This window comes from Lysinibacillus sp. BNK-21 (assembly GCF_048684915.1).
Taxonomy (GTDB): Bacteria; Bacillota; Bacilli; order Bacillales_A; family Planococcaceae; genus Lysinibacillus; species Lysinibacillus capsici.
The window spans coordinates 2,597,367-2,609,732 of the sequence record NZ_JBLQTS010000001.1 but is presented as its reverse complement, the minus strand read 5'-3'; the positions used below and the strand labels follow the sequence as shown (position 1 = coordinate 2,609,732).

The window sequence follows — 12,366 nt, the reverse complement described above, 5'->3', positions numbered from 1 at the left end:
GGAGTTGGTGCCATTTGGTTGTAATCAATTTACTATAATAACGAGTGATTTGTAATAGCAGTAAAAGAGAGTATGAGAGATTTTTGTGTTATTATTCAATAGTAAAATGCTAATAAATGGTGAAAAAGGGGAGTAGTATGCATACACAATTCGAATTTACGGTTTTTCCTCAATTGGAAACAGAGCGTTTTATTTTACGAAAAGGGATAATGGATGATGGCCAAGATATTTTGAGACTTTATTCTAATGAAAATGTAGTGAAGTACCTGCCATTACCATTGTTTGCTTCAGTTGAAGATGCTATTGATGAAATCAATTGGTATGAGAAAATTTTTAAAGAACAAAAAGGCTTAAGATGGGTAATCGAGGAAATTCAGACCAACAAGATGATTGGCACATGTGGCTATTTGAATTATGAAAAAGAGCATAATCGTATAGAAATTGGCTATGATTTAAACCCTGACTATTGGGGGAAGGGTGTGATGCAAGAGGCTTTAAGTTCGATCATCCACTTTGCCTTTACATCCATGGGAATCAATAAAATCGAAGCAAAAATAGAGCCAGAAAACACAGCATCTATCAAACTATTGGAAAAATTAAACTTTTCTCAAGAAGGTCTTTTGAGGCAACATGAATTTGAAAAAGGGAAGTATGTGGATCTCGCTATCTTTTCCCTATTGAAAAGTGAATATTAGGAGGTTAGGAAAGTCGCTCTCATCATGAGGGTGGCTTTTAATTTTGCTATTACTGCGAGATACATAGAGAATCAGCCATGTTAAACGTAACTTTTAAATGGAAAATATTATAAAAATTAACTAGTGTAAGGTATTATTATAATAAATGGCTAACCTTCTAAAGAGGAGTGAGAGAGATGAAGCTCGTAAATGTTGTATTGACAGGACTATTGATAAGTGGATTGTTAATAGGTTGTACCGAGGAAGGAGAAACGAAAGGGGAACAGGTAAAAACAGAAGAAACAACAATCAAACACGTAGCAGCAGTAAACCCTTCGAAAATCTGGAATGATGTATCAACCCCTGAAGGCTTCAATAACTATGAGATTGAACCAACGTTGGAAGCTTGGATTGCCTATCATGCCCAAGATATTAACAAAACAACAGACGTAGACGAATATTATCTAAGGGCAGATCGTCTCACGAAGGAAATGATATATTTTAGGGTTCAAGGGGAAGACCTTCAAAAGGATTTTGAAAATTTAAATGTACTGCAGATTTTGATGGGACATCTGGATTATGTAATATCGGTTGAGAAACAGCAAGGTCTTGATACAGCTGAGTCCTATGGAGAATTAACTAAGTGTTTTACGTATTTCACTGAATTACTTCACGATCTCAACGTAATCATCAATAACGATGGCAAGGGTGAAACATATGGGCTCACACACCAATTAGACGGGAGCAAGGTGGACGAACTCGAAAAACTTCTTTATACAGAAGCCAGAAAGGAGTAAAAGCTCAAAGTGAAATATTTATTAGCTATATTGAAGGGGGATATTTTTGAATAATAAACAACTAATTCCTACAAATGAAATTAAAGAAGAGTTTGAGGCTATTTTATTAGAACATGCTAGTATTGCGCATTGTGAGATTAATTTAAAAAACGGCACGATCAAAAATATACAACGATTAGACACCCGCTATGACGAATTTGCTTTGGATATTATGAATAATGAATTTTGTTTTAGTCTAAAAGAAAAAAATAACATAAACTTTTATAGAATTAATCTTGAAACATTTAATCAAATACATGCTATCACATTAAATTTAAATAATTATTTTTCTTCTGAAGAAATTAAGGATGAAAGCTATTATTCCAAGTTAATTTATCTTAATCCTCAATATTTATTGTATTTTATTACGAAAAGAGAAATTAACTATGGACATCCCTTTTATCAATGTATTTTTTTAGTAAACACTTCAACAGGAGAGATAAAACGATTAAATCCATTACTTCCAAACGGAGATAATTTACTTAGATTAGATACTTCCAAAAACATCTATCTAAGCAATCATAATCACTTATTACTATTAAAAACCGGGAGAATAAGACCCTTTGAGAAACAAGCAATGTATAATGGAGTAGATATTGAAAATCCTTATCATGACCACCTAGAATCGATTTACTTAATGGAGATTTCATCTTTAACTAACCAACAGAATTTTAATAATGCGACATTACTATCTTTATTAAATTATTCAGGTGCCTCTGAAAACTTACGATATGAGAACAATGTTCTTTCATACGTAGTATCTGATTTTACGAACAACACTAAAGAGTTAATAAAATATGATTTGCTAGACGGGGATGTTTCAAAATTTCAAGATGACCAATTAATACGAGATTATTTAAATTATGATTTTGAAATATTACCAAACTACTATCATTATATCTCTAAATTATCTAAGCAAGATAAAGCTGATACGTTTAGTCTAATTGACGATGAATTGTCGTTTAATGTAAAGCTGGATAAAATAAGCTGAGAGAATTTTAACTAGTTATAAGCATCTGTAATGGAGTATGGATTACATAGGAGGCAGAATAAACCACTCTCCGATGAAGTGACTGCATAGGATAGATACAATTATTTTCATTAGGAAGCTATTTGGCATGGATTCGATAGTCTATCGAGATTCATGTCTTTTAATTTTGCTTCCATCCATGCTAAAAATATTTCTCATAAACAAAAAAAGATTGAAGCACATTAGCCTCAATCTTTTTATGGTCGCTTTCATTATTTTACGTTGGGATAAATCATTGTTGCTGGGTCTACATATTCATCGAACTGTTCTTCTGTAAGTAAGCCACTTGCGATGGCTGCTGCCTTTAAGGTCGTGCCTTCTTTGTGGGCCTGTTTTGCGATTTTTGCTGCGTTTTCATAGCCAATATATGGGTTTAACGCTGTTACAAGCATTAATGAATTTTGTAAATTATGATCGAGTACCTCTTTGTTTGGCTCAATGCCTACTGCACAATGGTCGTTAAATGATTTCATTGTATCCGCTAATAGGCGAGTTGATTGTAAGAAGTTGTAAATAATGACTGGTTTAAAGACGTTTAGTTCAAAGTTACCTTGAGAAGCGGCGAAGGCAATCGTTGCGTCATTTCCAACTACTTGTGTAACAACCATTGTCATTGCTTCACTTTGGGTAGGGTTTACTTTACCTGGCATAATGGAAGAGCCTGGTTCGTTTTCTGGGATCGTAATTTCCCCAATACCTGAACGAGGGCCACTTGCTAGCCAGCGAACGTCATTGGCAATTTTCATTAAATCAGCCGCTAAAGCCTTTAATGCACCGTGTGCTACAACTGCTTCATCATGACTCGTTAGGGCATGGAATTTATTTGCAGCTGATGTAAATTGTTTGCCTGTTAGCTCACTAATTTCCTCAGCCACACGATCACCAAATTCAGGGTGAGCATTGATTCCTGTACCGACTGCTGTTCCACCAATTGCAAGCTCCTTCATATAGTCAATATTTTGGATAATCATATGCTCTGATTTTGAGAGCATGGCTGCCCAGCCACTAATTTCTTGACCTAATGTGAGAGGTGTCGCGTCCTGTAAATGCGTACGACCAATTTTAATAATGTCTTTAAATTGAGCTGCTTTATCTTCCAAAGTTGCTTTTAGTAAACGTAGTCTTGGTAATAAATAATCTTCCACTTTTAAAACAGCCGCAATATGCAATGCTGTTGGGAATGTATCATTTGAGCTTTGTGATTTATTGACATCATCATTTGGATGAATACGGTCCGCTTCACCAGCATCCTCTAATAGTTGATTCGCACGGTGAGCAATGACTTCATTCACATTCATATTGGATTGTGTACCACTACCAGTTTGCCAAACCACAAGAGGAAATTGATCGTCCCATTGACCATTTAAAATTTCATCTGCAGCCTGCACGATGGCATTTGCTTTAATATCAGAAAGTTTGCCTAGTTTATTATTCGCAATCGCCGCACTTTTCTTTAGGATTGTCATAGCTTGCACAAGCTCGATTGGCATTTGTTCTGTACCAATTTGGAAATTTTCTTTACTGCGCTGTGTTTGCGCGCCCCAAATTTTATTAGCAGGTACTTTAATTTCACCCATAGTGTCTTTTTCAATACGATAATCCATGTCAAAACAGCTCCTTTAGTATGTAAAGTTCTCCTCATGTACAGATAAAAACGGATACTCTTAGTCTGATGTAAGAATATCCGTTTGATACATGCTTATTCAAAAAAGAGGGGGATTCTGAATGAAGCAATTTGGAGAAAGAAATAATCTATTGATAATGATAATTGTTATCAATTAAAAAGTCAACGGTTTTGCTTGAAGAAATTTAAAGTGAATGATTCGCAATCATTACCTATTTTATTCCCGAAAATTAAGGGAATAAACCATGTTTTAGTTGATTATCTCTTTTTCTTTCCAAGCTCTTTAAGAGGCTGCTTTTTAGGGATTTTTTCGAATAATATCTTCACATGAAAATTGTTGTCATCAACTTGAAGTACCTCCAACACCTTTGCCTTGCGCCCTTTAATGCGAATATCTTCATCCACAGTAGGTAGCTTGACGAGCAATTGACTTAAAACAGACGTCTTGTTTTCGTAGTAATGCGTCACAAACATCGCGATTCTCCTTCTGACTTTTGATTGTTACTCAATTTATGAGCGAGGGATAATAGTTAGAACTTTGGAGATGGTGAGCAAAGAATGAAGAACAAGGAATAGATGCTTAAGATAATTAAAAATTGAAAGGTGTCTGTACAGTTTTTTAAAACTGAAGTATTTTGGTTCACTACATAGAAAATACATAAAACTATGTGATAAGAGCTAATAAAATAATTGGGTGTAAAATATGTTTGACACCTTATTTGTCTTACATTAATATTATGGTGTAAAAGATCTTTTACAAGCCAGGAGCGGAGTGGTGTTAGAAATGGAAAATAAAATAAGGGTATATCGTGAAAAAAATAGCCTCTCACAAGGTAAATTAGCGGAGTTATGCAATGTGACAAGGCAGACCATTAATGCCATTGAAAATAATAAATATGATCCAAGTTTGGAATTGGCTTTTACTTTGTCCTATATTTTAAGTACTCCTATAGAAGAATTATTTATTTTTACATATGGAAGGAATGAGAAAAAGTGACGATTACAAAAAAGGTAAGTTTAATCGGTTCTTTAGTTATTATTGTTTCTATTGGTAGTTACGGTGTATATGAATGGATAACGAAAGAAATGATTGAGGCAGCGACAATTTTCTTTGTATTCTTAGGAATAGGTCTTTTATTTCAGTCCATTACTTGGGGAGAAATGAACGGAGTAAATGAAGGAAAAAAAGATGAGTTAGAAAAACATATAACACTTGTTAGTTCAAAAATTAGTTACTATCTTTTACTGTTATTTATGGTTATTGTTTTAGTGATCTCAGAAAGAGTAACCGCTTTAAATGATATTAAGAATATTCCACTTGTTATTGTCATAGGACTTGCTTGGATTACTATGCCAATTACTGAGTTTGTGGTTTCTAAAAAATATAGTTAAATAAATTGTTCTTTGTAAAGAAGGCTGATTTATTTTGATGAAATTTAATTTTAGATCAACTTACCTCGATAGATTGATTAAGAGGTGAGTTGATTTTTTTGTTGGATATTTATGTTAAAATAACTATGGAATTTTATGACAGGTTATTGTTATTAGACTACCATGACAAAAAAATTTAGAAAAAGGGGCGAGTAAGTAGAATGACAAATAATATCATTGAACAAGCAAAACGAGGGTTGGAGGGTTTTGCTATTGGGGGTTATCATACTAGCGGAAATTTTAGTAAGTATCGGGAGGATTACTATAAATATTTTGGAGATCCAGATGATGAAACAAGAAAATACGCTATAGCTGCATTTACTTGTATGCTGGGTACTTGGGAAACGGGTTCTCTTCAGATATTTCAGCCCATACAAGAGTGGGAGGAAAATAAAAAATGGAGCTTCAATCCATTAGACCAGAAGCGATTTTATCGTTTTAAAGATTATCTTTATGCACTGTTAGCACATCATGAGCAGATAGAGAAAGAATTCCCCTATATGTATGAAGATATTGTTTTATTTTTAATAAAAATAGAATTAAATCAAGGGATCAGATATGAGGAATGGTTTCCAGAGCATAACCCGAATTTGTTTCAGCGATTAAGAGAAGAAATTTTAATACCTAAACAACATTTGGTAGATAAAAGAAGTCATCGGAAATTCTTATTAAAAGAAATAGGTATTGAACCTTTTTTCGAATCGGATCAATTTAGGTAATGAAAGTAATCCAAAAGTGGATGGAATCGCTCAGAAAGGGTTCCAAGGTAATCGAAAAGAGAGACACCCCGCTTATTAGAGACAATCATTCAGCAAGCCACTGCGAAATAAAATTGCAATGGAAAACACTACTGCATGTTGCAGGGAAATCATTCACTTAATCAGTTAGAGAGGAGGTCAATGTCCACTTTTTTTATAAAAAAATCAAAAATATGACATGATACTACAGGTAGTAATTGCAACTTTCGACATGTTTTTTATTTATTTCTCGGGAAATATCTCATAGCGAGTTGTGAAAATGGTAGGGACTTCGTCAGCTGTTTTAGGCTATTTATGTTGGGCTGGCTTGGGTGGATACATAAAAAGGTAACATTTCAATCAAACAGGTAGGTGGATTACGTTTCAGCTTGAGGGATGTTCGCTATAATAAGAGTAAGGAGGAAATGAAATGTATTTAAAGTCATGTAAGGTGTTACAGGATACGATTCCCAATAAACAGGAGTATCCTTTTAATATTCCAAGCTTGCAGGATTTGCATGAGCTGGAGTTCCCAACGAATGTGACGTTCTTTGTTGGGGAAAATGGTTCGGGGAAATCAACATTACTGGAGGCGATTGCTGATCGCTGCGATTTCAATACGGCTGGTGGCGGTCGTCAAAATTTATATGAAGTACATAAGGCGGAATCTTCATTGGGGGAATATATCCGTTTGTCGTGGCTGCCGAAAATATCGAATGGGTTTTTTCTTCGATCAGAAACATTTTATCAATTTGCCAGTCATATTGATTTGTTAGAGCGCCATCCAAACAAATATGCTGCTTTTGGTGGGAAATCACTACACCATCAATCTCATGGTGAATCATTTCTTGCGTTATTTATGAATCGTTTTAAGGGTAAAGCCATTTATTTATTGGATGAGCCTGAGGCGGCATTGTCACCAACGAGGCAGCTGAGCTTGCTGAAAATAATCAAGGACCTTGAGCATGAGGCACAATTTATTATTGCTACACACTCACCCATTTTGCTTGGCTATCCGAATGCAACGATTTATAGTTTTGATCAAGGAGAAATTGAATCCATTCGCTATGAGGATACCATTCATTATATTGTGACCAAACGTTTTTTAGATGCACCACAGTCGATATTAAGAGAGTTATTTGATGAGGAGAGGGAATCATGAATCAACGAAAAGGCTTAATCATGCGAGAAATTCGATTGGATGAAATGGCACAGTCCATTGATTTACTGAATTATGTCTTTCAAATGTCAATGTCCATTCACAAGGATCGTCGCTTTGTGAATGCTAAGAGTAGGCAATTTAATGAAGGGCATGCTATCGGGTGGTTTGATGGTTCACAGCTTGTATCGCAAATTTTAAGTTTGCCTTTTGAGGTGAATGTGCATGGCAAGATTTATGAAATGGGTGGCATCACAGCAGTTGGGACATACCCTGAATATTCGGGACATGGCTTAATGGAGAGTTTGATAATTGAAAGTCTGCAAAGTATGCGAAATGAAGGACATTATATATCCTATTTATTTCCATATTCTATCCCTTATTACCGCAAAAAGGGATGGGAAATTATGAGTGATATTGTGGAATTTCAAGTGAAGGATACACAGCTTCCACATTATGCAGGGCTTAATGGGAAAATTCGCCGAGTTGATCCGAAGCATGAGGATGTGGTGGCTATCTACGCACGCTATGCGCAGAAAACGCATGGGGTAATGGTGCGCAATAGTATTGCCTGGAACGAGAAGTTTCAGGAGGATTTCTGGGAGGAGAAATTTATAGATAGTGATGTGAACCTTCAGGCAGCGGTCTACTATGATGAAGAAGATGTGGCACAGGGCTACATGTTCTATCGTATTATGGAGGAAAATTATTACATTGATGAAATCGTCTATTTGCAGGAAGAGGCTCGTAAAGGTTTATGGAATTTCGTCTCGGCTCACAGCTCGATGGTCTACAATGTCTACGGGAAAACAACCGGTAATGAAGCGGTAGCCTTTCTATTAGAGGACAGTGAGATCATTCAAAAGGTATCGCCTTATTTCATGGCAAGAATCGTCGATGTCAAAGAATTTTTACTGCGCTATCCATTTATTGGTCAGAATTTCGAGCTTCAGCTAGCTGTCAGTGATCGCACTGTGGCGTGGAATAATGGCACCTACATCATCAAAATGAAAGATGGAAACCTTTCTGTGCAGAAGGTAAGTGAGACGTTGGACATGAATGCTGTGCATTTAACAGTGCAAACACTGGCTACTATGCTGTTAGGCTACAAACGTCCAACCTATTTAGAAAGAATTGAACGATTACAGGGACGTACAGAGGAAATTGCATTGCTCGAGGCGGTTTTACCAGTAGGTATCCCAACATTTATTGATTATTTTTAAGTGGTATGGTAAGAGCCATAACGTTGAAGGTTATGGCTGCCACGCCTCTTTTAACAGCTCGATGCCCAGCTTGATTTCTTCCAACGCTAATTTACTAAAGCCTAATTGCAGCATTGGTTCCTCATTTTTTTGATGGATAAAAAAGGGGCTTGTCGGATAAACCTTCACACCGTAAGTCGCCGCCTGTTGGATCAGCTGCTGCTCAGAAAGTGGAGACTTTATCTTCACTAATACATAGAGTCCTGATTGCTCACCTAACACGGTTATTTGCTGACCAAAATGTCGTTGTAGCTCCTGTACAAGGTGCTGCATTTTTTGTTTATAGGTCAAACGCATTCGTTTAATATGGCGTGTCCATTCCCCCTGTGCCATAAATTGGGCCATTGTGCGTTGATGGAGGGACGAAGCATTTTGTTCAAAATGAGCAAAACGCTCTTTATAGGGCTGAACAAGTGCATTTGGTAGCACCATATAGCTTAAACGCACACCTGGTAAAAACGATTTAGAGAAGGTGCCGAGATAGATTACCCTTGATGAGTCGATGGAAGCAAGGGCAGGAAATGGCTGTTGCGTATAGCGAAACTCTCCATCATAATCATCCTCTAGAATATAACCATCGACTTGTTGAGCCCATTGTATTAAGGTCTGTCGCTGCTGAATAGACATGGACACACCGTATGGGAAATGATGTGACGGGGTGACATACATTAAGCGTGATTGACAGTTTTGGAGTATGTCAAGTTGAGCTCCTGTTTCCATTACAGGTAGTGGCTCTATTTCGAAGTGATGTAACTGGAAGGCTTCCCGTGCACCATCATAGCCAGGGTCTTCCAAAAGAATGCTTGGGAAAGATTCTTTTAGTAAAAATCCAAGATACAAGAGCATTTGCTGTGTGCTACTACCAATAACGATATTGTCGCTCGTTGTATAAACCCCTCTTGCTTGCAGTAAATATTGCACAAGCTGCTCCTTTAGCACTGATTCTCCAAACAGTTCTCCATATTCGTAACAGGTTGATTCCTGTAATACTTGATTGGCAATTTGGCGCCATGTTTTCATGGGAAAATGTTGCTGATCGACAGCCCCAGCGCGAAAATCTACAAGATAGGATGCAGCCTTCTTTTTTGGCTGTGTCATAGGGGACTGTTCCTGCTCCTTTAGAAAAACCTGCTCTAGTGCATTGACGAAATAGCCTTTTCGTCCCTCCCCACGTATATATCCTTCTGCTACAAGCTGTTCATAAGCGGTTAATGTAGTATTACGACTGACCTGTAAAGTATCTGCAAGTTTTCGTATAGAGGGCAGGGAATCATCTGTTTGAAGTGAACCTTGCATAATAAGTGCTTTAATTTGCTGGTACACTTGCTTATATTTTGCCTCTTTTTCTGTTAATAGAAAGATAAAATCGTCCATAAGGCACCACCTTGACATGTTAAAATGTTTGGAACTGTTTCTTTTGAAATGTCAGATTATTTACTACCATCATACTAGAAGGACAATCAAAAGGAAATGGAGATTAAAATATGAAAATTTGTATGGTGACACAGCAAACGATGAGAGACGTAGTCCCATTATTTAATGCCTATCGTGAATTTTATGGACAATCATCTGATTTACAGCAAGCTGAGCAGTTTATACAGGAGCGAGTAATGGGAGCAGAGTCTATTATTTTCCTGGCATATTTGGAGGAGGAGCCAGTTGGATTTGCACAATTGTTTCCAGTCTTTTCATCCGTCGCTATGAAACGAGCGTTTCTCTTAAATGATTTATTTGTGGCGAAACAAGCCAGAAAACAAGGTGTAGCACAGGCGTTGATGGAGCAATGCTTTATCTATTGTCAGCAGGAAGATGCGCGTTACATGATGCTAGAAACTGCCAGAGATAATGTCCAAGCACAGAAGCTCTATGAAAAAATGGGCATGACGATTGATGACACTGTTTATTATTACAGTATTTATTGGTAATTTTTTTCCATGTGATGGATGTTGGTGGAGAGCCCGCTCAATACCACTATAAATCTAAGTCTCAGCCCCCACCATTGATTGTGACTATGGTGGGGGCTTTGTGGTTAGGCGTGGCTCATCCATCCTGCGAAGAGACCTGAGGAGAAAAAGCGGGTAATATTTTGAAAGCCCGCTTCACTTAATAGCTGTTGGATTTCTTGATCGGAGAGGAAGGAAATATTCATGATGCCCTTGCCCATGCTATCTACCTTTTCTTTTGTATAGCCGGCCTCTAAAAAGTAGCTTTGCCATATTTTGATGCGATTTTGTAGCTCGTCACTTTCTCGTTCTCCGTAGGCACAAGCGAGGACAAAGGGCTTTCCAGGTTTTAATTGCTTGTGAATATTTTGCAGTAGATGGAGTTTCTCCTGTCGATCTTCAATAAAATGAAGAACGAGGATACAGCTTGCCGCATCGAATTTCGGTGTTGATTGGGGTAAGCGCTCAATTGTTCCTTGTAGTAGCTGAACGCGACTTTCAATATCCAGTTGCACGGCTTTATGTTGTGCAATTTGGAGCATTTCCTCAGATGGATCAACCCCAGTGAACATCCATTTAGGGTTTGTTGGTCCCCATGCAGAAAGCTCGTTGCCCCCACCAGCTCCTACAACAAGCAGGGATGCTTCTTGTTCTCCTAAATGCATGCGGAAATAGGCTTGTGTCACGGCAAATAATGTGTCATAGGCAGGCACTGAAATTCTTGTGCTGTGCTCATATGTTTGTGCCTTTTCTAATAATTGTGTAGATAATGTACGCATTGTGATAGCCTCCAGTGTTTTATCGTCTCTATTACAGACCTTTAATATCTGTAATTGAGTATAAATGAAAGTAACTGAAAAGACAAAGGAGAAGCCCTTAGACATCGTTTTTTATTGTAAAACATTTAATAATTAACAATAAAGATAAATAATTTAATGTTTATCGTTAAATATCTATTGAAAAAAATGGCACTTTCTTCTATGCTTGTAGTAAACAGGAGGGGAAATAAGATGATGAATAGTTTAATCAGTGCCATTTTGCAAGTGATGTTATTTTCAGTGATTCCGTTTATTTGGTGGCTTTGTACAGCGAGAAAAAAACAGCCCTTTTTAACGTGGATAGGATTGCAAAAGCCTATTATTGTGCACAAGGGAAGGTATGCTATGTACATTGTACTTTCTATTTTCACGATGTTAATACCGAGCTTTGCGCTAGTCTTTTTCTATATTGATCGCTCCTTGCTAGCGGCGAATCAATTCGCGGGACTTGGAGCTGCTGCCGTCATTCCAGCACTTTTCTACGCTATTATTCAAACAGGTTTATCAGAGGAGCTATTATTTCGCGGCTTTTTATTAAAGAGATTGATGAAGATTTTTGATTTTCAAGTAGCAAATCTCTTGCAAAGTATTGTTTTTGGCTGTGTTCATGGGGCCATGCTATGGTCGGTGCTTCCGCTTCATGTAATCTTATTAGTTGTGCTTACTACAGCGCTTGCTGGCTATGTGATGGGCTGGGTGAACGAACGAATTGCTGGAGGTTCCATTGTCACTAGCTGGAGTATCCATAGTATTGTAAATTTCATAGCGGCGTGCTTGTATATGTTTAAATTTTGACTTATTTGCATTTCTTTGCTGTCACTTGCATAATAGGGCAGAGAAGATTTTTTCGTG

14 protein-coding genes are annotated in these 12,366 nt (G+C 37.1%); 10 read left to right on the top strand and 4 right to left on the bottom strand.

Going from position 1 to position 12,366, the window contains the following annotated elements:
• Window positions 1-137: 137 nt before the first annotated feature.
• The 3 genes from ACMGGO_RS13485 to ACMGGO_RS13475 all read left to right on the top strand — a co-directional run bounded on the left by ACMGGO_RS13485 (window position 138) and on the right by ACMGGO_RS13475 (window position 2,501).
• On the top strand, window positions 138-695 hold the full coding sequence (locus ACMGGO_RS13485) for a GNAT family N-acetyltransferase (protein WP_420281957.1): 558 nt from the start codon (window positions 138-140) through the stop codon (window positions 693-695).
• A 176-nt stretch (window positions 696-871) separates the two neighbouring features.
• The gene (locus ACMGGO_RS13480) at window positions 872-1,471 is read left to right on the top strand and encodes a hypothetical protein (protein ID WP_054550937.1); all 600 of its coding nucleotides are present in this window, start codon (window positions 872-874) and stop codon (window positions 1,469-1,471) included.
• A gap of 46 nt (window positions 1,472-1,517) precedes the next feature.
• Entirely contained in the window at window positions 1,518-2,501 is a 984-nt protein-coding gene (locus ACMGGO_RS13475; RefSeq protein WP_048390459.1) for a hypothetical protein, read from the top strand.
• Between the two features lie 251 nt (window positions 2,502-2,752).
• Here ACMGGO_RS13475 and fumC read toward each other — a convergent pair whose 3' ends face one another.
• Window positions 2,753-4,144 carry a class II fumarate hydratase gene (fumC, locus tag ACMGGO_RS13470; RefSeq protein ID WP_048390523.1) on the bottom strand — a complete coding sequence of 464 codons (1,392 nt, stop codon included), beginning with the start codon at window positions 4,142-4,144 and terminating at the stop codon, window positions 2,753-2,755.
• 278 nt (window positions 4,145-4,422) lie between these two features.
• Window positions 4,423-4,638: a hypothetical protein gene (locus ACMGGO_RS13465; protein ID WP_259948915.1), complete on the bottom strand. Its 216-nt coding sequence runs from the start codon at window positions 4,636-4,638 to the stop codon at window positions 4,423-4,425.
• A gap of 310 nt (window positions 4,639-4,948) precedes the next feature.
• Here ACMGGO_RS13465 and ACMGGO_RS13460 point away from each other — a divergent pair, with 310 nt between their 5' ends.
• The 5 genes from ACMGGO_RS13460 (at window position 4,949) to ACMGGO_RS13440 (ending at window position 8,714) form a co-directional block, all read left to right on the top strand.
• Window positions 4,949-5,161, top strand: a complete 213-nt coding sequence (locus ACMGGO_RS13460) for a helix-turn-helix transcriptional regulator (RefSeq protein ID WP_103119066.1) — start codon at window positions 4,949-4,951, stop codon at window positions 5,159-5,161.
• Window positions 5,158-5,556, top strand: coding sequence for a hypothetical protein (locus ACMGGO_RS13455; RefSeq protein ID WP_103117896.1), 399 nt, complete (start codon window positions 5,158-5,160; stop codon window positions 5,554-5,556). Before ACMGGO_RS13460 ends, ACMGGO_RS13455 begins: the two co-directional genes overlap by 4 nt.
• Window positions 5,557-5,756: 200 nt before the next feature.
• Window positions 5,757-6,314 (top strand): hypothetical protein, encoded by a 558-nt coding sequence (locus ACMGGO_RS13450; protein WP_259948919.1) that lies wholly within the window; start codon window positions 5,757-5,759, stop codon window positions 6,312-6,314.
• Window positions 6,315-6,762: 448 nt separating this feature from the next.
• Complete coding sequence (locus ACMGGO_RS13445) at window positions 6,763-7,494, top strand: AAA family ATPase (protein WP_048390527.1); 732 nt, start codon at window positions 6,763-6,765, stop codon at window positions 7,492-7,494.
• Window positions 7,491-8,714, top strand: coding sequence for a GNAT family N-acetyltransferase (locus ACMGGO_RS13440; RefSeq protein ID WP_259419067.1), 1,224 nt, complete (start codon window positions 7,491-7,493; stop codon window positions 8,712-8,714). Before ACMGGO_RS13445 ends, ACMGGO_RS13440 begins: the two co-directional genes overlap by 4 nt.
• A gap of 30 nt (window positions 8,715-8,744) precedes the next feature.
• On the opposite strand, the gene ACMGGO_RS13435 is transcribed toward ACMGGO_RS13440, so the two are convergent.
• On the bottom strand, window positions 8,745-10,127 hold the full coding sequence (locus tag ACMGGO_RS13435; RefSeq protein ID WP_259419066.1) for a PLP-dependent aminotransferase family protein: 1,383 nt from the start codon (window positions 10,125-10,127) through the stop codon (window positions 8,745-8,747).
• 110 nt (window positions 10,128-10,237) lie between these two features.
• On the opposite strand from ACMGGO_RS13435, the gene ACMGGO_RS13430 reads away from it, so the two are divergent.
• Window positions 10,238-10,678: a GNAT family N-acetyltransferase gene (locus ACMGGO_RS13430; RefSeq protein WP_374806171.1), complete on the top strand. Its 441-nt coding sequence runs from the start codon at window positions 10,238-10,240 to the stop codon at window positions 10,676-10,678.
• Between the two features lie 104 nt (window positions 10,679-10,782).
• On the opposite strand, the gene ACMGGO_RS13425 is transcribed toward ACMGGO_RS13430, so the two are convergent.
• Window positions 10,783-11,475 (bottom strand): class I SAM-dependent methyltransferase, encoded by a 693-nt coding sequence (locus tag ACMGGO_RS13425; protein ID WP_305193777.1) that lies wholly within the window; start codon window positions 11,473-11,475, stop codon window positions 10,783-10,785.
• Between the two features lie 231 nt (window positions 11,476-11,706).
• Here ACMGGO_RS13425 and ACMGGO_RS13420 point away from each other — a divergent pair, with 231 nt between their 5' ends.
• Complete coding sequence (locus tag ACMGGO_RS13420) at window positions 11,707-12,309, top strand: CPBP family intramembrane glutamic endopeptidase (protein ID WP_103117899.1); 603 nt, start codon at window positions 11,707-11,709, stop codon at window positions 12,307-12,309.
• The last annotated feature ends 57 nt before the right edge of the window (window positions 12,310-12,366 follow it).

Coding starts and splice junctions, on each gene's coding strand:
- ACMGGO_RS13485 (WP_420281957.1), top strand. CDS start 138: ATGCATACACAATTCGAATTTACGGTTTTTCCTCAATTGGAAACAGAG.
- ACMGGO_RS13480 (WP_054550937.1), top strand. CDS start 872: ATGAAGCTCGTAAATGTTGTATTGACAGGACTATTGATAAGTGGATTG.
- fumC (WP_048390523.1), bottom strand. CDS start 4,144: ATGGATTATCGTATTGAAAAAGACACTATGGGTGAAATTAAAGTACCT.
- ACMGGO_RS13465 (WP_259948915.1), bottom strand. CDS start 4,638: ATGTTTGTGACGCATTACTACGAAAACAAGACGTCTGTTTTAAGTCAA.
- ACMGGO_RS13460 (WP_103119066.1), top strand. CDS start 4,949: ATGGAAAATAAAATAAGGGTATATCGTGAAAAAAATAGCCTCTCACAA.
- ACMGGO_RS13450 (WP_259948919.1), top strand. CDS start 5,757: ATGACAAATAATATCATTGAACAAGCAAAACGAGGGTTGGAGGGTTTT.
- ACMGGO_RS13445 (WP_048390527.1), top strand. CDS start 6,763: ATGTATTTAAAGTCATGTAAGGTGTTACAGGATACGATTCCCAATAAA.
- ACMGGO_RS13440 (WP_259419067.1), top strand. CDS start 7,491: ATGAATCAACGAAAAGGCTTAATCATGCGAGAAATTCGATTGGATGAA.
- ACMGGO_RS13435 (WP_259419066.1), bottom strand. CDS start 10,127: ATGGACGATTTTATCTTTCTATTAACAGAAAAAGAGGCAAAATATAAG.
- ACMGGO_RS13430 (WP_374806171.1), top strand. CDS start 10,238: ATGAAAATTTGTATGGTGACACAGCAAACGATGAGAGACGTAGTCCCA.
- ACMGGO_RS13425 (WP_305193777.1), bottom strand. CDS start 11,475: ATGCGTACATTATCTACACAATTATTAGAAAAGGCACAAACATATGAG.
- ACMGGO_RS13420 (WP_103117899.1), top strand. CDS start 11,707: ATGATGAATAGTTTAATCAGTGCCATTTTGCAAGTGATGTTATTTTCA.